The sequence below is a fragment of the Rhizobium sp. OAE497 genome (genome assembly GCF_040546565.1).
In the GTDB taxonomy this organism is placed as follows: Bacteria; Pseudomonadota; Alphaproteobacteria; order Rhizobiales; family Rhizobiaceae; genus Rhizobium.
On sequence record NZ_JBEPOA010000001.1, the window covers coordinates 1,335,436 to 1,361,293 of the forward strand.

Here is a 25,858-nt window from a genome sequence, read left to right on the forward strand (position 1 = left end):
GCCCGGTTCTGTCATTTCGAAGGAACGTCGATGCATAAGGCCCGAAGCATCCTGATATGGGCGGTTGTCTCGCTCTGCACGATTGCGCTGATCACGCTGCCGGTGAACCTGCAGACCCAGCTCATCGCCAGCATCACCGTCGTCACCATCATGGCGATCATCAAGGTGATGAAGGGCGAGGGGACCTGGCGCCTGATCGCGCTCGCCTTCGGCACGGCGATCGTTCTGCGCTACGTCTACTGGCGCACGACCAACACGCTGCCGCCGGTCAACCAGCTGGAAAACTTCATCCCCGGCCTGCTGCTCTATCTCGCCGAAATGTATTCGGTGGCGATGCTGGCGCTCAGCCTTTTCATCGTCGCCACCCCGCTGCCGCCGCGCCCGTCGCGTGCCGCGCGCGAGGAGCGCTTCCCGCATGTCGACGTCTTCGTTCCCTCCTACAACGAAGACGCCCACCTGCTCGCCAACACGCTGGCCGCTGCGAAGGCGATGGACTATCCGAAAGAGAAGCTGCATGTCTGGCTGCTCGATGACGGCGGCACGCTGCAGAAGCGCAATTCCAACAAGCTCGTCGAGGCACAGGCCGCCGTTGCACGCCATGCCGAACTGAAGCAGCTCTGCGAAGATCTCGACGTCAAATACCTGACCCGCGACCGCAACGAGCATGCCAAGGCCGGTAACCTCAACAACGGCATGAAACACTCGACCGGCGAACTGATCGCCGTCTTCGACGCCGATCACGCGCCGGCCCGCGACTTCCTGCTGGAGACCGTCGGCTATTTCGACGACGACCCGAAGCTCTTCCTGGTGCAGACGCCGCACTTCTTCATCAATCCCGACCCGCTGGAGCGCAACCTGCGCACCTTCGACAACATGCCGAGCGAGAACGAGATGTTCTACGGCATCATCCAGCGCGGTCTCGATAAATGGAATGCGGCCTTCTTCTGCGGCTCCGCAGCCGTTCTCAGCCGCAAGGCGCTGGAAAGCCAGGGCGGCTTCTCCGGTATCAGCATCACCGAGGACTGCGAAACCGCGCTGGCGCTGCACGGCACCGGCTGGAACTCGATCTATGTCGACAAGCCGCTGATCGCCGGCCTGCAGCCCGCCACCTTCGCCAGCTTCATCGGCCAGCGCAGCCGCTGGGCGCAGGGCATGATGCAGATCCTGCGTTTCCGCTTCCCGCTCCTGAAGCGCGGCCTGACGATCCCGCAGCGTCTTTGCTACATGTCGTCGACGCTGTTCTGGCTGTTCCCGTTCCCGCGCACGATCTTCCTCTTCGCGCCGCTCTTCTACCTGTTCTTCGATCTCGAAATCTTCACCGCGTCGGGCGGCGAGTTCCTAGCCTATACGCTGGCCTACATGCTCGTGAACCTGATGATGCAGAATTACCTCTACGGTTCGTTCCGCTGGCCGTGGATCTCCGAGCTCTACGAATACGTGCAGACGGTCCACCTTCTGCCCGCCGTCGTCTCGGTCATGCTCAATCCGCGCAAGCCGACCTTCAAGGTGACCGCGAAGGACGAGTCGATCGCCGTCAGCCGCCTGTCGGAAATCAGCCGTCCGTTCTTCGTCATCTTCGCCGTGCAGATCATCGCCTTGATCATCACCATCTACCGCATCTATGCCGAGCCCTATAAGGCCGACGTGACGCTCGTCGTCGGCGGCTGGAACATCATCAACCTGATCATGGCCGGCTGTGCGCTGGGCGTGGTTTCCGAGCGCGGCGAGCGCTCCTCGTCGCGGCGTGTGCGCGTCAACCGCCGCTGCGAACTCGGGGTCAACGGCAAATGGTACACAGCCTCGATCGAGGACGTCTCCGTCCACGGCGCCCGCCTGCATGTCTTCAACAAGCAACTCGACCAGATGACGGTCGGGGCCGAGGGCGAAATCCGCTTCCGCCCCTATAGCGGTGCCGATCTCGAAACCCTGCCGCTCATCGTCCGCAACATGGAGCCTTCGGGCGACATCACCATGGTCGGCTGCCAGTATGTTCCGAAGAATGCTCTCGACCACCGTCTGATCGCCGACCTGATGTTTGCGAACTCGGACCAGTGGACGCAATTCCAGCAGAGCCGCCGCCGCAACCCGGGCCTCATCCGCGGCACCATCTGGTTTCTCGGCCTGTCCTTCTATCAGACCAGCCGCGGCCTGGTGTATTTCTTCCGCAGCATGCGGCCGGAGCGCGAGGCGCAACAACAGCAACAGCAACAGACGGCAAAGGCGAACGGCTGATGAAGAAGCTTGCCGCTGCCTCCGCTCTGCTTCTCAGTGCCTCGGCAATCGCCTATGCGCAGACCGCGCAGGCGCCCGCACCCTTCGACATGTCCGGCGAGCGCCCGGCCGGCCTGCAGCCGATGGTGCCGCGCATGACGGTTCCGGCCCAGCAGCCGGCGGCAGCTCCTGCGCAGCCGGCGCCGGTTCCCGCCGCACCTGTCCCGGCCGCACCCGTCGCTGCGCAGCCTGCACCCGTTCCTGCCGTTCCGGCAACGCCGCCGGTCCTGTCGCAGCCCGCGGCCGCTCCGGCACCTGTCCCGGCATCCCCGGTTCCCGCGTCGCCCATCGCCGCACAGCAGCCCGCAGCGCAGCCGCAACAGACGCCTGCGACGCCGGATGCGGCAGCCACGGCCCGTGCAGCCGGCAATGTCGTGCGCTATGTCGTGCCTGCCGCCAAGTTCGGCCTGGAAGGCGAGTATGACCGCAAGTCCTGGTCCGTCTATCTGACGCCCGAACAGGCGGCCGCACCGGCAAAGTTCAACTTCGCCTATCAGAACTCGATCGTCGTCGCCCCCGAGGCGTCGCAAATCACCGTGCTGATCAACAACCGGCCGGTCGGCCAGCAGCAGGTCGGCTCGCCCGACAGCCAGTCTTCCGTCAGCTTCGACGTGCCGCGCGGGCTGCTGCAGCCGGGCGCAAATCTGCTGACCTTCGAGACCAATCAGCGCCACCGCACCGATTGCAGCATCCAGTCCACCTATGAGCTGTGGTCGAATATCGATCCGTCGCAGACCTATTTTAGCTTTGCCGGGCAGGATGCTGCGCGCCTGTCGAGCACCGATGCGATCCGCGCAATCGGCGTCGATGGTGCAGGCAAAACCGAATTCGATCTACTGGTCCCGGCGCTCGAGCAGCCGGGTACGACGAAGCCGCTGCTGCGCCTGACGCAGGGCCTGTCCGTTCTCAGCGGCATGCCGAACCAGACCTTCTCCTTCAGCGCCGATCGCCTGCCGACCGGTGGTGCCGGCAAGCTCACCGTTCTCGTCGGCACACCGGCCGAGCTCGCGCCTTACTTCCCGGCGCTGCCTCCGGCCGTCCAGTCGGCCCCGCTCGCCACCTTCGCGACCGATCCGCGGACGGGCTCGACAGTGCTCTTGATCAGCGGCCCGTCCTGGCCGGCGATCTCGCAGGCGATCGATACGATCGTTCAGCCCACCGACCGTTCGCCCGACGTACGCCGTGACGTGCTGACGACGCAGCGTTGGACGGCGCCGGATGCGCCGCTGCTCTTCGAGGACACGCGCCTCAGCTTCCAGAAGCTCGGCGTCAAGACCACCGAATTCTCCGGCCGCCGCTTCCGCACCGATTTCAACGTCGCCGTTCCCGCCGATTTCTATGCCAATGCCTATGGCGAAGCGACCGTGCTGCTCGATGCCGCCTATACAGAGAACGTTCTCCCCGGCAGCCATATCGACATCTATGTCAACGGCAACATCGCCTCGACCGTACCGATCACTTCGACCGGCGGCGGTATCCTGCGCCATCTGCCGATCCGCGTCACGATGCGGCATTTCAAGCCGGGCCTGAACGAGCTGGCGCTGGAAGCGATCCTGCAGACCAAGGAAGACGCCGCCTGCGCGCCCGGTTCGACAGCCGGCGGCACGCCGCGTTTCGCGCTCTTCGATACGACCGAATTCCACATGCCGGATTTCGCCCGCGTCGGGCAGCGGCCGAACCTCGCGGCGATGGCCGGCACTGCCTATCCCTATGGCCGCCTGACCGCACCGATGCCGCTGTTCCTGGACCGCGCCGATGCCGACACGCTCTCCGCTGCGGCAACCCTGCTCGGCCAGATGGCGAGCATGGCCGGTCACCCGATCGATATCGAGACCTCGGCATCGCCGAGCACGATCGGCGACCGCGACGCGATGTTCATCGGCTCGATCTCGCAGCTTCCGGCAACCGCGCTGTCGCAGGTCAATGTCGCGACCGCCAGCCAGGCCTCCTGGCGTCCCGTGCCCGATACCGGCGCGGCGGCGCCAGACACCAACGCCGCCTTCGACGAATGGCGCTCGAAGGTCAGCGGCGGCGCTTGGAAGGGGCAGGTCACCGCCTTCCAGGAATGGATGCGCCGCAACTTCGATATTTCGCTGAGCTCGCTGCAGTTCGTGCCGGGTGCCGAAGAGGTCTTCGCCCCGTCGAATGTTGCAACGATGATGGTGGCGCAGGGCACGAGCCCTGAAGGCAACGGCACCTGGACGCTGGTCACCGCACCCTCGGCAAAGGATCTGCGCGAAGGCGCCGAAGCGCTGACCTCTCAGGCCAACTGGCCGCAGATATCAGGCCACATCACCACCTATTCGTCGAAGACGGGCAAGGTCGAAAGCGTCCCGGTGACGCGCTTCGATTTCGTCCCGTCGCAGACCTGGACGATCGCCAATTATCGCCTGATCGCCGCCAACTGGCTGTCGACCAACATTCTCTCCTATGCCTTCCTGCTGGTCGTCCTGTCGATGCTGATCGGCGTCGCGACATCGAGCATGCTCGGCAGACTGGGACGAGGAAAATGAGGGGCATCGCGACGCGGCTGATGGCGGGCGTCGTTGCCCTGAACCTGCTGTGGCAGCCAGCCGCGGCACAACAGGTTCTGGTCGCTCCTCAGGCCTGGGCGGCCTACAAGACACAGTTCCTCGATCAGACCGGCCGCGTCATCGACAATGGCAACGGCAATATCAGCCACAGCGAAGGGCAGGGCTATGGCCTGCTGCTTTCCTACCTCGCCAACAGCCCCTCCGATTTCGAGCAGATCTGGTACTTCACCCGCACCGAGCTCTTGCTGCGCAATGACGGGTTGGCGGTCTGGAAGTGGGATCCGAATTCGAAGCCGCACGTCACCGACATCAACAACGCCTCCGACGGCGACCTCTTGATCGCCTATGCGCTGGCGCTTGCCGGTGCTGCCTGGAAGAAGCCTGAATATATAGAGGCAGCCGCCAAGATGGCGCACTCGCTACTGACCGAGGCGGTCGTGCAATCGGGCGGCCGCACGCTGCTGATGCCCGGCGTCGAAGGTTTCATGCCGCCCGGCCGCAAGGATGGTCCCGTCATCAACCCATCCTACTGGATCTATGAGGCGCTGCCGGTCATGGCGCTTCTGGCGCCCTCCGACCAGTGGCAGAAGCTCAGCGACGATGGTCTTGCGCTGTTGCGCACCATGCAGTTCGGCCCTCGCAAGCTGCCGGCCGAATGGGTGAGCCTGGCACGCATGCCGGCACCGGCAGAGGGCTTCGATGCCGAGTTCGCCTATAATGCCATCCGCATCCCGCTCTATCTCGCGCGCGCCGGTGTGACCGATGCCCAGCTCTTCGGACGGCTGCAGCAAGGCATGACGGTGGACGGGGTTCCGGCCACAATCGATCTCACGACTGGTAAACCGAAGGCGGCACTTTCGGATGCTGGTTATCGAATTGTTAACGATGTTGTGGCCTGTGTGGTGCATGGTACGAAACTGCCAGAATCAGCTCTGCAGTTCTCGCCAGCGCTCTACTATCCGTCCACCCTCCAGCTGCTCGGGCTGGCATTCGTTGGGGAGAAACATCCGGAGTGTCTGTGAAGTCCTCTCTCGTTGCAATTTCCGCGGCAGTCGTCGTGGCTGGTGTCATTACCGGCCTGAAGGATCGCGCGGCGCTACAGCAGCGCTTCGGGATTGGTGAAGAAGACAACGCTCCGAACCTGATGCTGATGGAGCGCATCAAGGGTCCGGATGCGCCGGCTGACCCGAAGATCGACGTTCAGGCGATCACCGACCGTCTGCAGGCTGCAGCGCCCGTTCTGACTGCCCAGACGCAGGCACAAGGGCAGGGACAGGCGCCGATTTCGGCCGTTCCGCCGGTCACGGTGACACCGGCCGCACCGGTCAATGCCGATGCCGCTCCGGTCGAGACAGCACAGCAGACGCAGCCCGCACCGGCAACACCTGCTGCGCAGCCACAGAGCCAGAGCCAGGGACAGCCGAAGGTCGATGAAAGCGCGTTGCGCTATTTCGCCAGCCGCGGCGACAAGGTGCGTCTGCAGGCCGAAATCTCCCGTCTTCAGGCGCTCTATCCGAACTGGGTTCCCCCCGCAGATCCGCTGGCCGTACCGCAGAGTGGCGACAAGCAGCTCGAGACCATGTGGCAGCTCTATTCCGAGGGCCGCTATGCCGAGCTGCGTTCGGCGATCGCCAACCGGCAGACCGCCGAGCCCGCCTGGCAGCCGCCAGCCGACCTGCTCGACCGCCTGGATGTCGCCGAAGCCCGCGCGCGGCTGATCAACGCATCCGATCTCAAGCAATATGCGACCGTCGTCGATATCGGCGCCGCAACGCCGAGCCTCCTGACCTGCAGCGATATAGATGTCCTCTGGCGTGTCGCCGAAGCCTTCGTCGATACGGACCGCCAGCAGCGCGGCATCGACGCCTATACCTATATCCTGAAGAACTGCACCAATCCGCAGGAGCGCCTGGCGACCGTCCAGAAGGCCGCAGCCGTGCTGCCGTACCAGCCGATGCAGTCGCTGCTCGCGCTCGAACAGCCGGCCGTCAGCGGCGCGCGCGAATTCGACAGCATCCGCGACGATCTTGCCCGCCGTTTCCTCGCCGAAGGCAATGCCGACGACAAGCTGACGATCGCTGCCGATTACATTTCGCGCGTCGAGCGCCTTGCCGAAGCCCAGGGCGAACCGGCCGATGCGCTGCTGCTCGGCTGGTACCAGCTGCGCCGCCAGAATGCGACCGATGCCGAAAAGTGGTTCCGTGCCGCCCGCACCAAGGAAGACAGCGCCTCGGCCTCCGAAGGCCTCGCTCTGGCGCTGGTCGACCGCAAGGCGCCGCAGGAAGCCGAAGACGTCATGTTCAAGTGGCGCAACGATTCCAAGGACGCGATGGACACCTATCTGGCCGCCACCGCCAACCTGATGGCGCTGCAGCCCCCGGCCAACATCACCGAGGATGTGCTCGGCCGCATGGCGACCGAGATCATCGCCCAGAAATACGTGCCGACCGCCCAGCAATATGGCTGGTATGCCCGTTCGCTCAACCAGCCGCAGACGGCCGCGCGCTGGTTCGAAACGGCGCTGCGCTGGAAGCCCGATGACGAGCCTTCCGCCTATGGTCTGGCGATTACCCGCGAGCAACTGAACGACCGCAAGGGCGTAGCCGAAGTCCAGAGGCTCTGGGCCGGCCGCTCGCAGCGTATCGCCACGCTCGACGACACCTCGTCGCTGACGCCGAACGTCTCCGCGCCGCTGCCGGGCCCGACCCAGGCGCCGCAGACCAATGCACCCGTCGCCGTGGCGCCCACGCCGCAGCCGGTGCAGCAGCAACAGTACCAGCAGGCGCCGCAGCAATATCAGCCGGTGCAACAGCAGCAGGCCTACCAGCAGCCGGTTCAGCGCCAGCGCACGCAGGTTGCGAGCTACGATGCCGAGCCGTCCCGGCCCGCCGCCGTTCAGCAGACGGCACGCGCCCCCCGCGGCTGCGCCACGACGATCGATGCCAGCATGCTGAGCCCCGGCGATGCGCTGACCCGCGGCTGGTGCCTGATGGATCTCAACCGCCCGATGGAGGCGATTGCCGCCTTCGAGACGGCGCTGAAGAGCCCGGCACGGCAGAACCGCGAAGATGCCGCCTACGGCCAGAGCCTCGCCTATCTGCGCGCCGGCCTTTCTAACAACGCTGCCGTCTCCGCAACCCGCGCCCCACAGAACCGCCAGCGCGCTGCCGAGCTGCAGGTCGCGATCCTCGCCGACCGTGCGCTCTCCGCCTATGGCGCCAAGCGCTATCGCGAAACGCTGATCTATCTCGACCAGCGCGCCCAGCTGAAGCAGGAAACCATCGACCTGATGGTGCTGCGTGGCTACTGCTACCTGAACCTCAAGATGTATGGCGATGCCACCCGCGTTTTCGAGGCGGCCGCCGCGACCGGCAGCAAGGACGCTAATCGCGGCCTCGCCAATGTCCGCGAGGCGACCCACCCGGATGGCCGCTACTGACCTTGGCAAGCGCCGCTGCCACGGTTAGACAGGAGGCCTGAAGAGGAGTTGGGGGCGATGAGAACATCCAAGGTCATCCATGTCGTTACCTGCCACGCCGAAGGCGAGGTGGGCGATGTGATCGTCGGCGGTGTCGCGCCACCGCCCGGTGACACGGTCTGGGATCAGTCCCGCTTCATCGCCACGGATGAGACGCTGCGCAATTTCGTGCTCAACGAACCGCGCGGCGGCGTCTTCCGCCATGTAAACCTGCTGGTGCCGCCGAAGAACCCGAAGGCGCAGATGGGCTGGATCATCATGGAGCCCGCCGACACGCCGCCGATGTCCGGCTCCAACTCGATCTGCGTTTCGACCGTGCTCCTCGATACCGGCATCATCCCGATGCAGGAACCGGAAACGAAGATGACCCTCGAGCCGCCGGCCGGTCTCATCGAGGTCACCGCCACCTGCCGCAACGGCAAGGCCGAGCGCATCAGCGTCAAGAACGTCGCCTCCTTTGCAGACAAGCTGGATGCGAAACTGGAGGTCGAGGGGCTCGGCACGCTGACCGTCGATACCGCCTATGGCGGCGACAGCTTCGTCATCGTCGATGCCCATGCGCTCGGCTTCTCGATCGCCCCGCACGAGGCCCGCGATCTCGCCGAACTCGGCATGAAGATCACCAAAGCCGCCAATGAGCAGCTCGGCTTCGTCCACCCCGTCAACAGCGGCTGGGACCACATCTCCTTCTGCCAGTTCGCAGCCCCCGTCGCCGTCGAGAACGGCATCCTGACCGGCGCCAATGCCGTTGCCATCCGGCCGGGCAAGATCGACCGCTCGCCGACCGGCACCGGCTGCTCGGCGCGCATGGCCGTCCTGCATGCGAGGGGACAGATGAAGGTCGGCGACAAGTTCACCGGCCGCTCGATCATCGGCTCCGAGTTCCATTGCTCGATCGATTCCGAAGCCGATATCGGCGGCAAGCCGGGCATCGTGCCGATCATCTCCGGCCGCGCCTGGGTGACGGGAACGCAGCAGCTGATGCTCGACCCCTCCGACCCCTATCCCGCTGGCTACCGCCTCTCGGACACCTGGCCGATGGAAAAGCAGACCGGCTGAACCGGACCATCGCCCGCCAATCACCTAGCAGACAAGGAATACGCAGTGCCCAACTCCAATATCTTCGGCAAAGACTACGACGCTTTCCTCTTCGACATGGACGGCACGCTGGTGAACTCGATCGCCGTCGTGGAGCGCGTCTGGGGCGACTGGGCAAAGCGCCACGGCCTGGAGCCGGAGGTGTTCATGAAGACGGTGCACGGTGTTCGCGCCTCCGACACCGTCCGCAATCTCGGCCTGCCGGGCGTCGATCCCTTCCATGAGGCAAAGCTGCTGCTCGACGCCGAGATGGAGGATGTCGAGGGCATCATCGAAATCCCCGGCGCCATCGATTTCGTCAGGAGCCTGCCGGATGACCGTTGGGCGATCGTCACCTCTGCTCCTGCCGAACTCGCCTTCAAGCGCCTGAAGGCGGCCGGCATTCCGCTGCCGAAGGTCATGGTGACGGGCGAGGAAGTCTCGGCGGGCAAGCCGAGCCCGGAATGCTATATCCTCGGCGCCAAGCGCCTCGGCGTCGATCCGGCCCGTTGCCTCGTCTTCGAAGATGCCGTCGCCGGCATTCTCGCCGGTGAAGCCGCCGGCGCCGATGTCGTCGTCATCACCACGACCCACGCAACACCCTTCGAAACACCCCATGCCGAAACCGACGGCTACATGGATTTCCGCGTCGAAACCAAGCCCGGCGCCGTCTCGATCGCCAGGGCGTAATCAACTGTCGGCTTTTTGAGCGGATAGATCCTTTTTCCGCTTGCATTCAAGCCGTCGAAAAACTAAACGATGCAAGCCGTTTAGGCAGGTCGGGGCGTAGCGCAGCCCGGTAGCGCACTTGACTGGGGGTCAAGGGGTCGCAGGTTCGAGTCCTGTCGCCCCGACCATTTAAACCCTTGAACACCAAGGGTTTTCGTTCTCTCCCCCAAGGGCCGAGATGGCCTAGAGGAGAACGAAGCGTCGGAGAAATTCCACCAAATTCCCACCGGATGATTTTGCCTTCTCGCGCATGGCGCAGCCGCGCCTTTCGCAAACCCCACCAAAATTGGACGTGGCCTAATCCTGAATAGTCCTCGTCTTTTTGCCTCCCGCGCATCTATTCTATCGGCGCGCCAGATGGCGCAGCGGAGGGACAGCGATGACCGGTCGCAGGATGATGGACGGTTCGCGGGAGCGGCTTGTCGAGGCGTTTCAGGCGCTGACGGACGAGGCTGTCAGGGCCGGATGGGCAGAAGGCGATGTCGCGATAGCGCTGACGGAGCTTGCCGGGGAATATCTCATCGAACTCAGCGGCAGGGCGATCACCGAAGGTGCTCTGCATCCGCGGCTGGCCGAGGTCGTGCCGCTGCGCAAGCACTGACCGCCGCCTCGGCCGTTCAGGCAAGCAGCCCGGCGATGCGGGCGGCGGTGATGAAGGAGAGCCGCGCCTTGCTGGCGCTGATCAGGCCGTCGAGCGCGTCGAGGCAATGCTGCATGGCGATGCGGTATTCGCGGCCGCGGTTGCCCGGCCAGCGCTTCAGGAACTCGACAGCATCCCAGGCGGTGGAGATGATGAGGTCTGCGGTTGCGGATTTGACGCGAACGGGGGAGGGGAAACTTCTCTGACTCATGACACGGTCTTTGTACTGATTTGAACCTGGCATCGAACGCCGGGCATGTCCCTTTGTTCCCGCTAAATTTCAGAGAGTTGCAAAGCGTGAAATCCGCGCGCATAGTGCAGGTGTTCCCGATCTCATCTGCCGGTGCAGGTATCCTGTCCCAGGCTTTCAGGAAGTGCCGCCTCGATGCTCGACACGACTATCCATCCGCGCGACCTTCCGCTGTTTTCGGACGATCTCGACGTGATTTCCAATGTCCTGGATGAAGTCTGCGAGGACCGCGGCGTCGGCCGCCGCACGCAGGAGGCCGAGCGCCTGGGCGCGGTGATGATCCAGCTTTACCGGCAGGGTGTCAGAGACGGCGCAAAGCTCGCCGCCCTGACCAAGGCCTATCTCTGAAGATTACTTCTGCTCGACGGAAATGCCGTTCTGGCCGATGCTGAGCTCGACGCCTTCAGGCTTGCTTTCTTCACGATAAATATAGGCGCCGAGGCCGATGACGACGACTACGAGCGCGCCGATGACGAAATAAAGACTGCTGTTACGATTCAAGATGATTTTCCCTCAACGCATTGATTGCGCGCGGAAAACGCGTGAGGGCCGGTTTGGTTCCGGATTAATCGTCGTTGGTGGCGTTGAGCTCTTCGGGCCGCAGACCATCGTCGCCGTTGCCGCGTGCCTTGAGGCGCACGCCGGGACCGCCTTCGTCATGATTGCCGCTGGCGATGAAGATGATGCCGGCCGCCTCCAGCGCGTGCTTGGCCGCGAGAAAGGCCTGCGGCTCGCCGCTACCTTCGCCCTGTTCGAGCGCCGAAATGATTTTTGCGGAAAGGCCGGATGCAGCGGCCAGTTCCTCGATGCTCATGCCCGTCATGGCGCGGGCGCCGCGTATCTGTGTTCCCGTGATCATGAGGAGAAGTTTAGCGCGGACGGGCCGCTTCTCAAGTGGCGCTGACGCCGGTTTTGCGCGTCTCGGCGATCTGGTGGCGGTGCTCGAGTGCGGCGCAGCCCCAGACGATGCCGAACAGCAGGTAGACGTGGCGCCAGTGGTCGATATCGATGACGTTGCCGATCGTCGCATGGCCGATGACGCAGATCCAGGCGATCATCAGGAAGGGCTGCCAGGGGCGGTCCTTGAGCAGGTTCTTGAAGCCGAGATAGATGGTCCAGATCAGCATCGAGACATAGGTGATGAAGCCGAGCCAGCCGTAGGTCGTCAGGCATTTCAGCCAGATATTGTGCTCGTCCTCTGGGAAGATCGTGCCGAACACCATCGGGCCGATCCCGAGCGGCCGCTCCATCATCATCTGGAAGCCGATGCGGTGGCGGTCGAAGCGGCCGAGATACTCGCCGTCATATTGCTGCACCAGCTGGGCGCGGGTGCTGAAGAGATCGGCGACCTGCGGAATCTGCAGGGCGATGACTAGCGCCGCGACCATCAGGATCACCGCCGTCATCGACATCAGCAGGATCTTCAGGCGGAAGGCGCCGGTGCGTTCTTTCAGGAGCATGACGAAGATCAGGATGACGATCGTCAGCAGGAAGAGGCCCCAGGCGGCGCGCGAGAAGGACAGGAAGACGCCGAGCGCCAGGATCAGCAGCGCAAGGGCGCGGACCGGCGAGCTCAGCAGGCTGCGCGTCAGCATACCGTGCACGAGATAGAGCGAGGGGGCGACGAGGAACGGACCGAAGACGTTCGGATCCTGGAAGGCGCCCTTGGCGCGGTCGTAGAGCGTGAAGACTTCCGAGCCGGGGAAGGCGTGGAAGTAGCCGAGAATGCCGAGCAGCGAGGTGATGACGGCGGCAAACACCCACGCGTTGAAGATCAGCACGAGGCGCTTGGCATTGTCCTCGATAATCGCGGCATAGAAGACAGATGTCAGCGCCAGAAAGGTCGAGACGGCGATATACATCGGCCCGCCCGTCATGTCCTTCATCTGCGTCAGCGACAGCATGCCGCCGACATTGAAGGTGATGAGCAGGGCGAGCAGGATGCCGCTGTAGCGTGATATGCGCAGGCCGAGGATGAACCAGATGCCGGTAAGGGCGGCCATCCAGAGCTCGTAGGGCGCCGGCTCGTCGATGACGAAGCCGGAGAGGAACACGCCGAAGGCGACCAGCGCCGAGCCGATGATGCGCAGCGTGACGCGCTGCGGGTCGGCGACGCGCGGATATGTCGCCTCGATCGCGCTCAATAGGCATTTTCCGTATTGAGCAGCCGGATCGGTGTCAGGAACAGGATCTTCAGGTCGAACCAGAGCGACCAGTTCTCGATGTAATAGAGATCGTAGGCCGTTCGGAACTTGATCTTGTCGTCATTGTCGACTTCGCCGCGCCAGCCGTTGATCTGCGCCCAGCCGGTGACACCCGGTTTGACGCGATGGCGGGCGAAATAGCCCTCGACGACATCGCCAAAGGCACGGTTGTGGGCCTGGGCAGCGACGGCATGCGGACGCGGGCCGACCAGCGACAGCTCGCCGCGTAGCACGTTGAAGAGCTGCGGCAGCTCGTCGATCGACGATTTGCGGATGAAGCGGCCGACGGGGGTGACGCGCGGGTCGCCCTTGGTCACGGCCGCCTTCGCGCTCGGGTCGCTCATGTTCGTGTACATCGAGCGGAACTTGAAGACGTTGATGACTTCGTTGTTGAAGCCGTGGCGCTTCTGCATGAAGAAGACCGGGCCCTTCGAGGTCAGCTTGATCGCAACAGCCGTTGCGATCATCACCGGCCAGAGCAGGAGCAGGGCGAGTGTCGCGAAGAAGATGTCGAAGCCGCGCTTGGCAACCGAATCCCAGTCCTGGATCGGCTTCTTGAAGATATCGAGCATCGGCACGGTGCCGACATGCGAATAGGCGCGCGGGCGGAACCGCAGGCGGTTGGCATGGGCGGCAAGGCGGATATCGACCGGCAGCACCCAGAGCTTCTTCAGAAGCTGCAGGATGCGGGCTTCGGCGCTGAGCGGCAGGGCGATGATCAGCATGTCGATGCGTGTCAGGCGGACGAACTCGACGAGTTCGGCAACGGTGCCGAGCTTCGGATAGCCGGCGACCATGATCGGCGAGCGCTTCTCGCCGCGATCGTCGAAGATGCCGCAGATTCGGATGTCGTTGTCGGGCTGCAATTCGAGAAGACGGATCAGATCCTTGGCCGGATCGCCGCCGCCGACGATGACGGCGCGCCGCTCCATGACGCCGTTGCGCGCCCAGTTGCGGATGCCGTAGGCGACGAGGAAGCGGATGCCGATCAGGAACAGGCCGGCGACCGAGAACCAGGCAAGATGCAGGTTGATCTTCGCCCAAGAGGTCTCGTTGAAGAGCGCAAAGACCATTTCCGTCAGCAGGAAGGCGGCTGCCCAGGAGAGGAAGATCCGCGGCAACAGCCGCACGCGCGACCGTAGCGCCGGGATCGAATAGGTATCGCTGATCTGCAGGCTGACGACGGCGAAGGCTGCGATGAAGAAGGCGAGCGCGACGCGCGAGGCGAAGGTCTCGGTGCTGCCGTCGCCCGGCCAGATCAGGAAGGCAAGGAGGCCAATGACGAACTGCGAGGCGAATTCGAAGAGCCGGAACTGGCCGATGATGATGGCGGGCGAATGCGTGCCTTCGCGAAACTGTTCGGCGATCTGCAGGGCGTAGGGGTTGATCGACCCTGCCTCATCCGCTTTCTCGGCCGTATCGCCGCGCGCATGGATGTCCGAGACCTGCTTGCGCAGCGTTTCGACGTCGAACTGACCGCTCTTTTCTGCCTTGTTCATGAGGCTTCCGCCGCTCGTTGATACAAACGGCATAGCAGGAAGCCCCTAAGAAAGGTTTACAGGATCTTATATATTTGAAGATGTCGGCGTCTGGCCGATGAGCTCGTAGTATAGTTTCAGCACATCTTTCGCCATCACCGGCGCTGAAAACACCGCCTTCACCGCTTCCGTCGAAGGCATGGTCTGATGCCCCCATTCGGGCTTGGCAAGCGCCTCGGCCATAACCCGCGCAAGATCGGTCGCATCACCCGGCGTCACCAGTGCTGCGCTCTCCTTGCCGAGCGCTTCCGGAATGCCGCCGACGCGGCTGGCGATCACCGTCTTGCCGGCGCCGAGCGCTTCGAGAACGATATAGGGCATGGCCTCGGCACGGGAGGGAACCACGACATTCTGCGACATCGTGAACGCCTCCTGCACGCGCATTGCAGGCAGCATGCTGATGCGCTTGCCGAGACCGCGCTCGACCATCATGTCGCGGTACTTGTCGCGGTCCGGCCCGTCGCCGATCATCAGCGCGGAGAGGGGACGGCCGGCCAGCCGCTCGGTCTTGGCGAAGGCGTCCACAAAAAGATCGGGACCCTTAAGGTCCCGAAGCATGCCGATATAGATGAAATGGACCGCATCGGATCGGGTGGGAATGACCTGGAAATCCCGTTCCCCGATGCCGTTATAGATCAGCCGCGTCTTGGTTTTTGGCTTGCCGACCTTCTTGGCATAGGTGTCGCGCTCGTATTCGCAGATGAAGACGAGCGCATCGGTCAGATATTCCTGCAGCCGTTCCATCTTGAGCACGAACTGCCCGAGGAGCGAGGTGCGGGAATAATGCAGGCTTCCGCCATGCGCAGTATAGAGGCGGGCTACGCGATACCTGTTCACCCGCAGGGCTGAGCCAACGAGCCGCGCGAGCACACCGCCTTTGGCGCCGTGTCCGTGCAGCACATCAGGCCGCAAACTTTTGATTGTCTTGTATGTATCCCAGATCACCGGGATATCGGAGAGGCCAGGGGCGCGGCGGATTGGCACGCGCGTCAGCCCAAGCGACAGATAGGGACGGATATCGTCGAACAGCCGGTCCTCATGCTCGCCACCTGTCGAGCTGTCGCAGAGAATACCGATTTCGTGACCGGCCTTGCTGTGCTCCTCGACCAGATCGCGGACATGGCGGAAGATTCCGCCGATCGGCGACCTGAAGCAGTGAATGATGCGGAGAGGCCGTTGTTCGTCTGTCATGTCAGATCAGAACAGCCGTTCGCGTACATAGATCGTGTCGCCAGCGATGATGGCGGAAGAAATGTTGACGCGGCCGGTGATGACCTGGCCGTTGATCTTGCGCGTCACGTCGACGCTGGCCTGATTGGCGCGCGAGGTGTAACCGCCGGCAACGGCGATGGCATTCTGAACCGTCAGGCCGGGAACATAGGCGTATTGACCGGGCTGGCCGACTTCGCCCATGACGAAGATCGAGCGGTAGCGATCGACATCGATGGTGACATCGGGATCGCGAAGATAACCCTGGCGCAGCTTGCCAGCCAACTGGCCGGAAAGCTGTTGCAGGGTGCGGCCACGGGCAGGGACCTGGCCGACAAGCGGGAATGCGATATAGCCGGCCTGATCGACAGTGTAGCTGTTGGTCATGCTCGGCTGGTCGAAGACGGTGATGCGCAGGCGGTCGCCGCTATCCAGCGTATAGGGCTGGATCGTCGCCTGCTGGAAAGCCTTCGGCGCCGGCTTATAGGTGTTGCAGCCGCTCAGGACCGCAGTCATTGCGGCAAGGCCAAGGGCCAGAAACATCTTTGGCGTAGCGAGAGGCATCCGTGCAGGCTCACAGAAAACAAATTGGTCCCCGCCGTTATCGATCCGTTAGGGTTAATGGCTGGTAAAAATCCGCAGCTTTTTTTGTCCCCGGTGCATTCTCCCGCCTCTTACTTGAGGACGGGGCAATTAACGCTTGGGTTACTATAGTCGTTTACGCTTCGCGGCACCTTTGTTCTTGGAGTACGAGTATGTCCGGCGTATCGGGAAATCAGGATGTCGACATCGATCTTGGCCAGCTTGTCCGTGCCGTATGGGAACGGCGGCTGAAGGTCGTTGCGATCACGCTGATCGGGGCAGGGGTTGCCTTCGCCGGTGCCAAGATGATCGCGCCGAAATATCGCGGCGAGACGCGCCTGCTGATCGAGCAGCGCGCGCCGGCCTTCGCCAATACCCAGACATCCGACGCCACGGCAGGCCCGCTGCTCGACGAGCTGAATATCGCGAGCCAGGTGCAGCTCCTGCAGTCCGCCGACCTGATCAAGAAGGTCATCAACAGCGAGAAGCTCTACGAGCTCCCGGAATTCGACGAGGCAGCCAACGGCTCGGCGCTGACGGATATCCTCGTTGCCCTGCATCTGAAGAAGAACCCGGCTGAAAACCCGCCTGAAGAGCGCGTCATCGATGCCTTCACCGAGCGCCTGCAGGTCTTCCAGGTGCCGGGCTCGCGCGTCATCGGCATCAACTTCACCTCCAAGGATCCGAAGCTCGCCGCCCGCATTCCGAATGCGATGGCATCGGTCTATCTCGCTACCCAGAGCGGCGCCAAGCTCGCCTCCAATTCCGAAGCGACCCGCTGGCTGGAGCCTGAAATCGAAAGCCTGCGCCAGAAGGTCAATGACGCCGAGCAGAAGGTTGCCGAATACCGCGCTCAGCACGGCCTGCTGCCGACCAATGGCGGCAGCAACTTCCCGACGCAGCAGCTGAACGATATCTCCGCCGAACTGACCCGGGTGCGCGGCGAGAAGGCCAATGCCGAAGCCCGCGCCCAGGCCGTGCGTAACGCGCTGTCCTCCGGCGAAGCCTCCGATACGCTGCCCGACATCATGAATTCGCAGTCGATGCAGCGCCTGAAGGGTACCGAGTCCGGACTGCAGTCGCAGATCTCCGATCTCAGCACCTCGCTGCTCAACAACCATCCGCGCCTGCGCAGTCTCCGCGCCCAACTCGCCGACATCAAGACGCAGATCCGCGCCGAAACGCAGAAAATCCTGACCAGCATCGAGAACGAGTCCAAGGTTGCCGATCTGCGCGCCACCGAGCTCGAGCGCCAGTCCGGCGCCCTGCAGCAGAACAGCGCCAAGGCCGGCGAAGACGAAGTCGGCCTGAACGCCCTGCAGCGCGAAGCCAATGCCCAGCGCCAGCTTCTCGAAACTTATCTGGTGCGCTACCGCGAAGCCGCATCGCGTGCCGACAGCAATTCCAGCCCGGCCGATGCCCGCGTCGTCTCCAAGGCGATCCAGCCGGTCGATCCCTATTTCCCGAAGGTCGTCCCGATCGTCATCGTCGCCGCTTTCGCAACGCTGATCATCACCTCGATCGTCATCATGCTGGCCGAGCTCTTCAGCGGTCGTGCGTTGCGTCCTGTTGGTCCCGCCCTGCCGGTTGCCCGTATCGAGGAAGAGGAAACGGTTATCGTTGCCGCTCCCGCAAAGACGAAACGTGCGGTGGCCCCCAGCATGCTCTCTGCCCCGGCAGAAGAACCTGAAACCGAAGAGCCCGCCGTCGCCGTCGAAGCTGTCGAAGAGAACGAATTCTCGATCGGCTCCGTTGCCGATTATCTCACCGGCAGCCGTGCGCCGCTCGCAATCGCCATTTCACCGACTGGTGACGACGGCTCCGCAGCCACCGTTGCGCTTGCCCGCAGGCTCGCCGCCTCCGGCCAGCGCGCCATCCTCGTCGACATGACCGGCTCCGGCTATCCGACGGCAATGATGGCCGAAGACCTGGAAGCGCCAGGCGTTACCGACCTGCTCTGCGGCGAAGCTGCCTTCGGCGACACGATCCACGGCGACCGCTCGTCAGATGCGCATCTCATCCCGCAGGGCACTAGCGATGTGCGCAAGGCGATGCGCGGCGCCGACCGCCTGTCGCTGCTGCTCGATGCCCTGATGTCGGCTTACGATATCGTCGTCGTCGAATGCGGCGCGGCCGATGTCGCCGGCGTGTCGCGGCTGACGCGCAGCAAGGATGTCGAGATCATCCTCTCGATGCCGGAAGTGCTGGAAGACGAGTTCGTCACCGCCATGACCGAGTTCGAAAAGGCCGGTTACCAGCGCGTCGTGCTGATGTCGGGCGGCGAAAGCGCCGAGCCCGATCTTACCCGCCACGCCGCCTGAGGCGGTCAGATGCCGATCTTGGCGCGCAGGCGCTGGGCTGTTCTGTAAAAGCCCGGCCGCGCCTTGATATAGGCCTTGCTGCGGGTGATGGCGCGATGCGCCGTCCCTGCAATCCGGCCCTTCAGCGACAGCGGCAGAACCACGTCATGATGGTCGGTCTCGACGGGCGCCCAGGAGCGCTTGTAGGTCTGGTCGCCAAGGCCGAAATCAAAGAGCGCGACGCCCTTGTTCTGCAGGCCGGAGATCATCTGCCAGTAGAGGAATTCGCCGGGGCTGGCATCCGGAACGAGGTTCTCGTCGATCGCACCGAACTGGCAGATGACGTGATCGCCCTTGCGCGAGATGCCCGAGACGGCCGCAATCTTGCCGTCGAATTCACCCTTCAACCGCAGCGCATGCATTTCCAGGCCATAGTCGCTACCGTCGCGGATATCGATGAGCCCATGCAGGAACGCCTTCGTCGCGGCATCGGCAAAGACGTCGGGCAGACCGAGCGAACGGAAGCGCTCGGACTTCTGCCTGAAGAACAGGTCGAGCAGCGCATGCTGTTCGACGGGTGAGCCGCCGTCGATATAGTCGAAGCCGCCGATTGCCTCCAGCCGCTTGGACTGCACGCGGAATTTCTTGCGGCGGCTCTTGGCATTCAGCTGTTTCAACGTCGCCTCGAAATTTTCGAGCAGCGGCAGCTGGTAGGCGTGGTTCTGGTTCTGCACCATCGGCAGCAGCTTCAGCGGGTTTTCCCGCCCGCGCCATTCCAGCGGCATGTTCTGCAGCAGCAACAGATCGGCCTTGCCATGCAGCGCCTCTCTCAGGATCGCCGTGAAACGATCGGCATCGAGACCGCCTGCGCCTTCGAGGAAGGCGGCCGAGAACAGGCCGGTATTGATATTGCTGTGATCGGCGCCGATGAACTTGGCGATCCGCACGCCCTGGCGGCTTTCGATCTCGATCGGCAGGATGAAGGCGGCCTTGCCCTGCGCGGTGCCTTTGAGCACGGCAAGCGGCCTGTCATAGGCGCGCACCCAGGAGCGGCACCACTCATAGCCCTGATGCAGCGAGGCGAGGGGATCTTTCTCAAGCGCCCGCCAGTCGCTCTCCAACGGCTCCAGTTTTGTATGGACGGTGATGTCCAGATCGGCGATCGCCAGCTGCGCGCCGACCGATCTCAGCCGGGAAATACCGGCATCGGCCTTGCCTGCATCGTCAAGCGGCTGGTGGTCGGCATCGAGCTTCTGCGTCCGCACGGGAGATCTCCGGTCAAGATTGCGTGCCGGAAGATATAGCGGCCAAGGCCTAGAGAGGGTTTAAACGCAAGCGAAAGAGGCCGGTTTTCCGCAGATCAGGGTTATCTGCCTGTTAATGCCTATTGTTGCTTCGGGCCTGCCATCCACTTGATGATCAGCATTGCGGGCAGGATCCAGATCAGGCCGGTCAGCGCGAAATAGAGGAGATGGCCCCACCAGGGAGCTTCGCCGAGCGTCGCCACCGCGATCGTGTTCGCGATCAGCGCAGAGCCGAGCACGAGGATGATGATCAGGATCGTGCCGATGAATTTGCGCAGGCGAACGGGCATCAGTCTTGGCTTCCGGATTGCAGGATGGAACCAGCGCGACGGCATGCCGCAAAGGTTCGGGGCTTGTTTTGCATGAGCCGCTAGGGCAAATCAACTGCCGATAACAAGGAGCAATCATGGCCGTCGCAGATATCACCACCGAGCATGCAATCCGGGGCGAAGTCCGCAAGCAGGACCGCAACCGCCGCGCCATTCGCATCTGGCTGGGTTTCGTGCTGCTCGCGCTCTTCTGTCTGGTGCTTGTCGGCGGCGCGACGCGTCTCACCAATTCGGGCCTGTCGATCACCGAATGGAAGCCGATCCACGGCGTCATCCCGCCGCTGAACGCGGCCGAATGGGATGAGGAATTCAAGCTCTATCAGCGTATTCCCGAGTTCCAGCAGTTAAACAGCGACATGACGGTCGAACAGTTCAAGGGCATCTTCTGGTGGGAATGGGCTCACCGCCTGATCGCCCGCGGCATCGGTGTCATCTTCGCGCTGCCGCTCCTCTATTTCTGGATCACCGGCAAGGTCGAGCGCCGTTTGCGCTGGCCGCTGGCGGGTATTCTGGCGCTCGGCGGTCTCCAGGGCTTCATTGGCTGGTGGATGGTCTCCTCGGGTCTTGCGGTGCGCACCGATGTCAGCCAGTACCGCCTGGCGACCCACCTTGTCATGGCCTGCCTGATCTTCGCCTCGTGCATGTGGATCATGCGCGGTCTCTCGCCGCATTCCAATGAAGCGGCGCCGACCTCGAGCTCGAAGACGTGGGCCGCCGTGATCGCCATCTTCGCGCTGTTCCAGATCTATCTCGGCGCGCTCGTGGCCGGTCTCGATGCAGGTTTCACCTACAATACCTGGCCGTTGATGGATGGCTCTGTCGTTCCCGGCGACCTGCTGATCCAGCAGCCGGCCTGGATCAATTTCTTCGAGAACCCGAAGACCGTGCAGTTCATCCACCGCATCGGCGCTTATACGCTCTTCGCGCTGACGCTGATCAACATGATCATGGCGCTGCGCGCTGCGCCACAGACGACCCATGCCCGCCGCGCCGTCGTGCTCTTCGCGCTGGTAACCATCCAGGCGGCGATCGGCATCACCACGCTGCTGCTGCATGTGCCGCTGCACTGGGGCCTGCTGCACCAGGGCGGCGCGCTCGTCGTCTTCGGCTTCGCCGTCGCCAACTGGCGTGGCTATTACGGTGAGTTCACCCGTCAGACGGTGATTGCCGAGCGCAGCTGACGCGCCGATAGATTCCCGAACTCTTTAAGCCGCGGTGCCATGCGCCGCGGCTTTTTGATGCCGTGAGAAAAATATCGCGTCCCTGTCGGCAATGCTGTCTGCCACCCGTCCTTGTGGCATGGTTCCACAATGGCTGCGGCCACGAAAGAGGGTAGGACAATGGCAAAGACAACAGCAATTCTCGTCGCAAGGCTGATCTTCGGCGCAATGTTCCTGATGGCGACGAGCTTCAAGTTCATGGATATGGGCGCGACCGCGGGCTATATCGCCGCGGCAGGATTTCCGTTCCCTCTGTTCCTCGCCTGGGTCGCGGCCGTCTTCGAGGTTGGTCTCGCGATGGCCTTCCTCACCGGCGCCTTCTTCAGCGAAGCGGCGCTGCTTGCCGGCGTCTACGTGATCTTCCTCGCTTTCGCTTTCCACGGTCCGAACCGCTGGGAAGGTAATCAGGCCGAGTTCGGCTTCTTCGTCGATCACTTCACCTTCCTGGCTGGTCTGCTCTTCGCCTTCGCGCATGGCCCGGGCGAGAAGCTCAGCGTCAAGATGGGCCTGCTTCGCCAGCCCGCCTAGCGCAGGATACCGTCGAGGACGGGCAGACCGAATATCGCGGAGGCTCCGATCAGGAGATAGCAGATCAGGCGGAAGGTGCTTTCCTTCGCCAGCCCGAACAGCTTCGAGCCTCCGTAAAGTCCGACCGCATAGGCCGGAAGAATGACGATCGTCAGCGCGAAGACGGCCTGGACGAAAAGGCCGCCAAGATAATAGCTGATCGTGCTCAAGATCGTGGAGATCGAGAAGTAGAAGATGACATTGGCGCGCACGCGCTGAAAGTCGCTCTTGCCGCCGAGCCAATAGGCAACCACCGGCGGCCCACCGAGCTGGGCGGCCCCGCTGAAGAGCCCGGCCAGCAGGCCAACGCCTGAGCTCAGCGGCGCAGACGGCTCGCCGTGGTAGCGCCAGCCGGAAACCAGGAGCGCCAGCAGGCAGATCGCGACGGCACAGATCAGCCAGCGCAGCAGCAACGGGTCCATTAGCGTCAGCACTGCCGTTCCGGCGGGAACACCGAGTGCCGCCCCCGCAATCATCACGAAGACCTCACGCCGGTTCGAATTGCGCCAGGCATCCGGGATCATCCCGAGTGTCGCCAATCCATCGATGACCAGCAGCACCGGCGAGATCAGCTTCGGCCCGACGATCGCGCCGCCGAGCGGAATGAAGATCAGCGCGGCCCCGAAGCCCGAGAAGCCACGAGCGAGCCCGGCGATCAGCGCAAAGAAGATCAATGCGTAGACGCCGTGATCGGGAAGCGCTGACACCAGCCAGGACGAGAAACTGTCGAAGGAGAGGGAGGCGGACATGATTGCCTGCGGAAGTGGGCTGCCGGCGGCCGCATGGATGCAGCCACCGGAAATCAGGCGTGACGCTTAGGCACCGATCATCAAGTCCATGTTCTGGACGGCGGCACCCGAGGCACCCTTGCCGAGATTGTCGTAGACGGCGACCAGCAGGGCCTGCGCGTTCGCGTCGTTGGCGAAGACGTGCACGCGCATGCGGTTGGTGTCGTTGTAGATCTCGGGGTTGAGATCGGGCGTGCGCTCGGTGCTCTCAAACGGCGCGACTTCGACGACGCCCTTGATGCCGGCGAAATAGTCGGCGATCGCGGCATGGATTTCAGCACCGGTCGGCACCTTCGGCAGGTGCGACAGCTGCAGCGGCACGGTGACGACCATGCCCTGCGCGAAATTGCCGACGACGGGCTGGAAGAACGGCACGCGGCCGAGCTTGGCATAGCGCTGCAGCTCCGGCAGGTGCTTGTGCTTGAAGCCAAGGCCGTAGGGCATGTATTCCGGCGCATCCTCGCCCTTGGCGACATAATCCTCGATCATCGTCCGACCGCCGCCGCTATAGCCCGAGATGCCGTTGACGGTGACCGGGAAATCGGCAGGCAGCAGGCCGCCTTCGATCAGCGGGCGCAGCGTCGCGATCGGGCCCTGCGGCCAGCAGCCCGGATTGGCGACGCGCTTGGCCGAGGCGATGACGCCGGCCTGATCCTTGCTGAGTTCGGCAAAGCCATAGGCCCAGCCTTCGGCGACGCGATGCGCCGTCGAGGCGTCGATGACCTTGGTCGTGTCGTTCTCGATCAGGCTGACGCTTTCCTTGGCCGCATCGTCAGGCAGGCAGAGGATCGCGACGTCCGCTTTGTTCAGAAGTTCGGCGCGAACCGCCTTGTCCTTGCGGCTTTCGGTCGGGATCGACAGCAGCTCGATATCGCGGCGGCCAGCCAGGCGCTCACGGATCTGCAGACCCGTCGTACCAGCTTCGCCATCGATGAATATCTTCGCTGCCATGATAATCCTGCGCTTTCAATAGGTTCCGGGTTCTTTCGGAATCAGTTTGCCATGAAGTTGAATCAGTTTGATAACAGCCGTCATTTGGCGGCCGCGCGCCTTTCGGCGTGAAGGCCCAGCATATACATTGCGACCGTCGCCCCCGCAATGGCGGTGACGTCGGCGTGATCATAGGGCGGCGAGACCTCGACGACGTCGGCGCCCTTGATATCGAGCTGATGCAGCCGCTGCAGCACCGACAGGATCTTGGCGCTCGAAGGGCCGCCGGCAACCGGCGTGCCGGTGCCCGGCGCGAAGGCCGGATCAAGGCAGTCGATATCGAAGGTCAGGTAGGCGGGCGCCCCCTTCGTATGCGAGATGATCGTCGAGGCTATCTCGCCCGCACTCATCTCCTCGACCTGATGGCCATAGAGGATCTGGATGCCGCAATCGTCAGGCGCATGCGTGCGGATACCGATCTGGATCGAGCGATCCGGGTCGATGATGCCGTCGCGCGCCGCGCGGGCAACGAAGGAACCGTGATCGATGCGCCCGGCGTCGTCAAGCCAGGTATCCTGATGCGCGTCGAACTGCACCAGCGCCAGCGGGCCGTGCTTGGCGGCATGCGCCTTGAGGATCGGCCAGGTGACGTAGTGATCGCCGCCGAGCGTCAGCATGAAGGCGCCGCTGTCGAGGATTGTGGTCGCCTGCCGCTCGATCGCTGCAGGGGTCTCCTGGTGATCGCCGTAGTCGAGCAGGCAGTCGCCATAATCGATGACCGCCATATCGGCGAAGAGATCGCGGTTGAACGGATATTGCGGATCGTTGTCGAAGATCGCCGATGCCCGGCGGATCGCCTGCGGCCCGAACCGCGTGCCCGGCCGATTGGAGACCGCGGCATCGAAGGGCACGCCCCATACGGCAACATCGACGCCCTTCAGATCCTTGGTGAAGCGGCGGCGCATGAAGGAGAGCGCGCCCGCAAATGTCGGGTCGCTGGCGGCAGAGGTCAGGCTCGTGGCCGTGAAGGCGTGGTCGATGGTCTTATTGGCCAAGTTCGTCTCCCGTTGTCGCGGCATTCTTGTCGAAGCCATAGGCGCGCTGCACCAGCGCGACGCGAATTTCATAGCGTGAATACCAGTCTGACCGGCCGCGGCGCTGCGCCTCGACATGGTCGACGACCGCTTTCCAAGCGAGAATGCTCGCCTCGTCCTTCCAGTAGGAATTGATGATGCCGAAGCCGCTGGCGGTCCGCGCGCTTTCGAAACCGAGATAGCCGGGCTGCTGCTGCGCGAGTTCCACCATCGCGCCGCCCATTTCCAGATAGCCGCTTTCCTCGCCCGTGCGCTGGGACGAAAAGGTCACCACGTAATAAGGCGGTTCCGGAGTCTCTGCGAAGGGTGAGGGCTGGCTGGACATGGCAATTCCTCTTCGGAAGAAAGGCCTAGGCGAGGACGCCGCCGATTGCAAGCGAAGGCTCCGGGCGACGGCTGTCCGCCGATCTCAGGCTTACTCGCCGTCATCAGAGGCGGTGAATTCATAGGCCCGTTCCACGCGCGCAATGCGAACCTTGTATTGCTTGTACCAGCGGTCGCGGCCGATGCGCTGGGCGGCAAGATGGCTCGCGACCTGCTTCCAGGCCTTCAGGCTCTCCTCATCGGCCCAATAGGAATTGGTGATGCCGAAGCCGTCGGCGTCGCGGGCGCTCTCGGCGCCAAGACAACCCGGCTGCTGCAACGCCAGCTCGGCCATCCGGTCGGCCATGGCGCCGTAACCATGATCGCCCTCGGTTCGCGTCGACGAAAAGGTCACGACGTAGTAGGGCGGCTCTGGCGTTTCGGCGAAGGGTGAGGGCTGGCTGGACATGGCAATTCCTCTTCGGAAGACAGGCCTAGGCGAGGATGCTGC

At 63.4% G+C, this 25,858-nt stretch carries 25 protein-coding genes and 1 tRNA gene; 12 read left to right on the forward strand and 14 right to left on the reverse strand.

What is annotated here, in order from left to right:
- The first annotated feature begins 30 nt into the window (after nucleotides 1–30).
- The 8 genes from bcsA to ABIE40_RS06855 all read left to right on the forward strand — a co-directional run bounded on the left by bcsA (nucleotide 31) and on the right by ABIE40_RS06855 (nucleotide 10,690).
- Nucleotides 31–2,232, forward strand: a complete 2,202-nt coding sequence (gene bcsA, locus ABIE40_RS06820; RefSeq protein ID WP_112718827.1) for a UDP-forming cellulose synthase catalytic subunit — start codon at nucleotides 31–33, stop codon at nucleotides 2,230–2,232.
- Nucleotides 2,232–4,784 carry a cellulose biosynthesis cyclic di-GMP-binding regulatory protein BcsB gene (locus tag ABIE40_RS06825; RefSeq protein ID WP_199628790.1) on the forward strand — a complete coding sequence of 851 codons (2,553 nt, stop codon included), beginning with the start codon at nucleotides 2,232–2,234 and terminating at the stop codon, nucleotides 4,782–4,784. Before bcsA ends, ABIE40_RS06825 begins: the two co-directional genes overlap by 1 nt.
- Nucleotides 4,781–5,827, forward strand: coding sequence for a family 8 glycosyl hydrolase (locus ABIE40_RS06830; protein WP_199628789.1), 1,047 nt, complete (start codon nucleotides 4,781–4,783; stop codon nucleotides 5,825–5,827). The genes ABIE40_RS06825 and ABIE40_RS06830 overlap by 4 nt, the downstream gene beginning before the upstream one ends.
- Complete coding sequence (locus ABIE40_RS06835) at nucleotides 5,824–8,244, forward strand: cellulose synthase (RefSeq protein ID WP_199628876.1); 2,421 nt, start codon at nucleotides 5,824–5,826, stop codon at nucleotides 8,242–8,244. The genes ABIE40_RS06830 and ABIE40_RS06835 overlap by 4 nt, the downstream gene beginning before the upstream one ends.
- A gap of 57 nt (nucleotides 8,245–8,301) precedes the next feature.
- The gene (locus ABIE40_RS06840) at nucleotides 8,302–9,342 is read left to right on the forward strand and encodes a trans-3-hydroxy-L-proline dehydratase (RefSeq protein ID WP_199628788.1); all 1,041 of its coding nucleotides are present in this window, start codon (nucleotides 8,302–8,304) and stop codon (nucleotides 9,340–9,342) included.
- A gap of 96 nt (nucleotides 9,343–9,438) precedes the next feature.
- Nucleotides 9,439–10,050: an HAD family hydrolase gene (locus tag ABIE40_RS06845; protein ID WP_210341176.1), complete on the forward strand. Its 612-nt coding sequence runs from the start codon at nucleotides 9,439–9,441 to the stop codon at nucleotides 10,048–10,050.
- A gap of 90 nt (nucleotides 10,051–10,140) precedes the next feature.
- A tRNA-Pro gene (locus tag ABIE40_RS06850) sits at nucleotides 10,141–10,217 on the forward strand.
- Nucleotides 10,218–10,468: 251 nt separating this feature from the next.
- The gene (locus tag ABIE40_RS06855; RefSeq protein WP_199628786.1) at nucleotides 10,469–10,690 is read left to right on the forward strand and encodes a hypothetical protein; all 222 of its coding nucleotides are present in this window, start codon (nucleotides 10,469–10,471) and stop codon (nucleotides 10,688–10,690) included.
- Nucleotides 10,691–10,706: 16 nt separating this feature from the next.
- Here the strand turns inward: ABIE40_RS06855 and ABIE40_RS06860 are convergent, their stop codons facing one another.
- Nucleotides 10,707–10,940 (reverse strand): DUF982 domain-containing protein, encoded by a 234-nt coding sequence (locus tag ABIE40_RS06860; protein ID WP_199628785.1) that lies wholly within the window; start codon nucleotides 10,938–10,940, stop codon nucleotides 10,707–10,709.
- Between the two features lie 174 nt (nucleotides 10,941–11,114).
- Between ABIE40_RS06860 and ABIE40_RS06865 the strand changes: the two genes are divergently transcribed.
- On the forward strand, nucleotides 11,115–11,327 hold the full coding sequence (locus tag ABIE40_RS06865; protein WP_112718736.1) for a hypothetical protein: 213 nt from the start codon (nucleotides 11,115–11,117) through the stop codon (nucleotides 11,325–11,327).
- A gap of 3 nt (nucleotides 11,328–11,330) precedes the next feature.
- Here the strand turns inward: ABIE40_RS06865 and ABIE40_RS06870 are convergent, their stop codons facing one another.
- The 6 genes from ABIE40_RS06870 to ABIE40_RS06895 form a co-directional block, all read right to left on the reverse strand.
- Nucleotides 11,331–11,480, reverse strand: a complete 150-nt coding sequence (locus ABIE40_RS06870) for a hypothetical protein (RefSeq protein WP_165402739.1) — start codon at nucleotides 11,478–11,480, stop codon at nucleotides 11,331–11,333.
- Between the two features lie 64 nt (nucleotides 11,481–11,544).
- Nucleotides 11,545–11,838, reverse strand: coding sequence for a helix-turn-helix domain-containing protein (locus tag ABIE40_RS06875; protein ID WP_112718735.1), 294 nt, complete (start codon nucleotides 11,836–11,838; stop codon nucleotides 11,545–11,547).
- A 31-nt stretch (nucleotides 11,839–11,869) separates the two neighbouring features.
- Complete coding sequence (locus tag ABIE40_RS06880) at nucleotides 11,870–13,123, reverse strand: O-antigen ligase family protein (protein WP_199628784.1); 1,254 nt, start codon at nucleotides 13,121–13,123, stop codon at nucleotides 11,870–11,872.
- Nucleotides 13,120–14,682, reverse strand: a complete 1,563-nt coding sequence (locus ABIE40_RS06885; RefSeq protein ID WP_199628783.1) for an undecaprenyl-phosphate glucose phosphotransferase — start codon at nucleotides 14,680–14,682, stop codon at nucleotides 13,120–13,122. The genes ABIE40_RS06880 and ABIE40_RS06885 overlap by 4 nt, the downstream gene beginning before the upstream one ends.
- Nucleotides 14,683–14,748: 66 nt before the next feature.
- Nucleotides 14,749–15,912 (reverse strand): glycosyltransferase family 4 protein, encoded by a 1,164-nt coding sequence (locus ABIE40_RS06890; protein ID WP_199628782.1) that lies wholly within the window; start codon nucleotides 15,910–15,912, stop codon nucleotides 14,749–14,751.
- A gap of 6 nt (nucleotides 15,913–15,918) precedes the next feature.
- Nucleotides 15,919–16,494, reverse strand: a complete 576-nt coding sequence (locus ABIE40_RS06895; protein ID WP_112718731.1) for a polysaccharide biosynthesis/export family protein — start codon at nucleotides 16,492–16,494, stop codon at nucleotides 15,919–15,921.
- A 191-nt stretch (nucleotides 16,495–16,685) separates the two neighbouring features.
- On the opposite strand from ABIE40_RS06895, the gene ABIE40_RS06900 reads away from it, so the two are divergent.
- A complete protein-coding gene (locus tag ABIE40_RS06900) occupies nucleotides 16,686–18,833 on the forward strand; it encodes a GumC family protein (protein WP_199628781.1) in 2,148 nt (715 codons plus the stop codon).
- A gap of 5 nt (nucleotides 18,834–18,838) precedes the next feature.
- Here ABIE40_RS06900 and ABIE40_RS06905 read toward each other — a convergent pair whose 3' ends face one another.
- Together ABIE40_RS06905 and ABIE40_RS06910 are read right to left on the reverse strand one after the other, a co-directional pair.
- Nucleotides 18,839–20,077, reverse strand: coding sequence for a GNAT family N-acetyltransferase (locus ABIE40_RS06905; protein WP_199628780.1), 1,239 nt, complete (start codon nucleotides 20,075–20,077; stop codon nucleotides 18,839–18,841).
- A 119-nt stretch (nucleotides 20,078–20,196) separates the two neighbouring features.
- Nucleotides 20,197–20,406, reverse strand: coding sequence for a DUF2842 domain-containing protein (locus ABIE40_RS06910; protein ID WP_199628779.1), 210 nt, complete (start codon nucleotides 20,404–20,406; stop codon nucleotides 20,197–20,199).
- 116 nt (nucleotides 20,407–20,522) lie between these two features.
- On the opposite strand from ABIE40_RS06910, the gene ABIE40_RS06915 reads away from it, so the two are divergent.
- Nucleotides 20,523–21,626 (forward strand): COX15/CtaA family protein, encoded by a 1,104-nt coding sequence (locus tag ABIE40_RS06915; RefSeq protein WP_199628778.1) that lies wholly within the window; start codon nucleotides 20,523–20,525, stop codon nucleotides 21,624–21,626.
- A 159-nt stretch (nucleotides 21,627–21,785) separates the two neighbouring features.
- Nucleotides 21,786–22,193 carry a DoxX family protein gene (locus ABIE40_RS06920; RefSeq protein WP_199628777.1) on the forward strand — a complete coding sequence of 136 codons (408 nt, stop codon included), beginning with the start codon at nucleotides 21,786–21,788 and terminating at the stop codon, nucleotides 22,191–22,193.
- Here the strand turns inward: ABIE40_RS06920 and ABIE40_RS06925 are convergent.
- The 5 genes from ABIE40_RS06925 to ABIE40_RS06945 all read right to left on the reverse strand — a co-directional run bounded on the left by ABIE40_RS06925 (nucleotide 22,190) and on the right by ABIE40_RS06945 (nucleotide 25,816).
- Nucleotides 22,190–22,981, reverse strand: coding sequence for a sulfite exporter TauE/SafE family protein (locus ABIE40_RS06925; protein ID WP_199628776.1), 792 nt, complete (start codon nucleotides 22,979–22,981; stop codon nucleotides 22,190–22,192). The two genes, ABIE40_RS06920 and ABIE40_RS06925, sit on opposite strands and share 4 nt — an antisense overlap.
- Nucleotides 22,982–23,047: 66 nt before the next feature.
- Nucleotides 23,048–23,971: an N-acetyl-gamma-glutamyl-phosphate reductase gene (gene argC, locus ABIE40_RS06930; RefSeq protein ID WP_199628775.1), complete on the reverse strand. Its 924-nt coding sequence runs from the start codon at nucleotides 23,969–23,971 to the stop codon at nucleotides 23,048–23,050.
- 80 nt (nucleotides 23,972–24,051) lie between these two features.
- Nucleotides 24,052–25,005 carry an agmatinase gene (speB, locus tag ABIE40_RS06935; protein ID WP_199628774.1) on the reverse strand — a complete coding sequence of 318 codons (954 nt, stop codon included), beginning with the start codon at nucleotides 25,003–25,005 and terminating at the stop codon, nucleotides 24,052–24,054.
- Nucleotides 24,995–25,369: an antibiotic biosynthesis monooxygenase family protein gene (locus tag ABIE40_RS06940; protein ID WP_199628773.1), complete on the reverse strand. Its 375-nt coding sequence runs from the start codon at nucleotides 25,367–25,369 to the stop codon at nucleotides 24,995–24,997. Before ABIE40_RS06940 ends, speB begins: the two co-directional genes overlap by 11 nt.
- A 90-nt stretch (nucleotides 25,370–25,459) precedes the next feature.
- Entirely contained in the window at nucleotides 25,460–25,816 is a 357-nt protein-coding gene (locus tag ABIE40_RS06945; protein WP_199628772.1) for an antibiotic biosynthesis monooxygenase family protein, read from the reverse strand.
- Nucleotides 25,817–25,858: the final 42 nt, after the last annotated feature.

What these genes read in the sequence shown, in the direction of transcription:
- bcsA (WP_112718827.1), top strand. Translation starts at nt 31, where the DNA reads ATGCATAAGGCCCGAAGCATCCTGATATGGGCGGTTGTCTCGCTCTGC.
- ABIE40_RS06825 (WP_199628790.1), top strand. Translation starts at nt 2,232, where the DNA reads ATGAAGAAGCTTGCCGCTGCCTCCGCTCTGCTTCTCAGTGCCTCGGCA.
- ABIE40_RS06830 (WP_199628789.1), top strand. Translation starts at nt 4,781, where the DNA reads ATGAGGGGCATCGCGACGCGGCTGATGGCGGGCGTCGTTGCCCTGAAC.
- ABIE40_RS06840 (WP_199628788.1), top strand. Translation starts at nt 8,302, where the DNA reads ATGAGAACATCCAAGGTCATCCATGTCGTTACCTGCCACGCCGAAGGC.
- ABIE40_RS06845 (WP_210341176.1), top strand. Translation starts at nt 9,439, where the DNA reads ATGGACGGCACGCTGGTGAACTCGATCGCCGTCGTGGAGCGCGTCTGG.
- ABIE40_RS06855 (WP_199628786.1), top strand. Translation starts at nt 10,469, where the DNA reads ATGACCGGTCGCAGGATGATGGACGGTTCGCGGGAGCGGCTTGTCGAG.
- ABIE40_RS06860 (WP_199628785.1), bottom strand. Translation starts at nt 10,940, where the DNA reads ATGAGTCAGAGAAGTTTCCCCTCCCCCGTTCGCGTCAAATCCGCAACC.
- ABIE40_RS06865 (WP_112718736.1), top strand. Translation starts at nt 11,115, where the DNA reads ATGCTCGACACGACTATCCATCCGCGCGACCTTCCGCTGTTTTCGGAC.
- ABIE40_RS06875 (WP_112718735.1), bottom strand. Translation starts at nt 11,838, where the DNA reads ATGATCACGGGAACACAGATACGCGGCGCCCGCGCCATGACGGGCATG.
- ABIE40_RS06885 (WP_199628783.1), bottom strand. Translation starts at nt 14,682, where the DNA reads ATGAACAAGGCAGAAAAGAGCGGTCAGTTCGACGTCGAAACGCTGCGC.
- ABIE40_RS06890 (WP_199628782.1), bottom strand. Translation starts at nt 15,912, where the DNA reads ATGACAGACGAACAACGGCCTCTCCGCATCATTCACTGCTTCAGGTCG.
- ABIE40_RS06895 (WP_112718731.1), bottom strand. Translation starts at nt 16,494, where the DNA reads ATGCCTCTCGCTACGCCAAAGATGTTTCTGGCCCTTGGCCTTGCCGCA.
- ABIE40_RS06900 (WP_199628781.1), top strand. Translation starts at nt 16,686, where the DNA reads ATGTCCGGCGTATCGGGAAATCAGGATGTCGACATCGATCTTGGCCAG.
- ABIE40_RS06910 (WP_199628779.1), bottom strand. Translation starts at nt 20,406, where the DNA reads ATGCCCGTTCGCCTGCGCAAATTCATCGGCACGATCCTGATCATCATC.
- ABIE40_RS06915 (WP_199628778.1), top strand. Translation starts at nt 20,523, where the DNA reads ATGGCCGTCGCAGATATCACCACCGAGCATGCAATCCGGGGCGAAGTC.
- ABIE40_RS06920 (WP_199628777.1), top strand. Translation starts at nt 21,786, where the DNA reads ATGGCAAAGACAACAGCAATTCTCGTCGCAAGGCTGATCTTCGGCGCA.
- ABIE40_RS06925 (WP_199628776.1), bottom strand. Translation starts at nt 22,981, where the DNA reads ATGTCCGCCTCCCTCTCCTTCGACAGTTTCTCGTCCTGGCTGGTGTCA.
- argC (WP_199628775.1), bottom strand. Translation starts at nt 23,971, where the DNA reads ATGGCAGCGAAGATATTCATCGATGGCGAAGCTGGTACGACGGGTCTG.
- ABIE40_RS06940 (WP_199628773.1), bottom strand. Translation starts at nt 25,369, where the DNA reads ATGTCCAGCCAGCCCTCACCCTTCGCAGAGACTCCGGAACCGCCTTAT.
- ABIE40_RS06945 (WP_199628772.1), bottom strand. Translation starts at nt 25,816, where the DNA reads ATGTCCAGCCAGCCCTCACCCTTCGCCGAAACGCCAGAGCCGCCCTAC.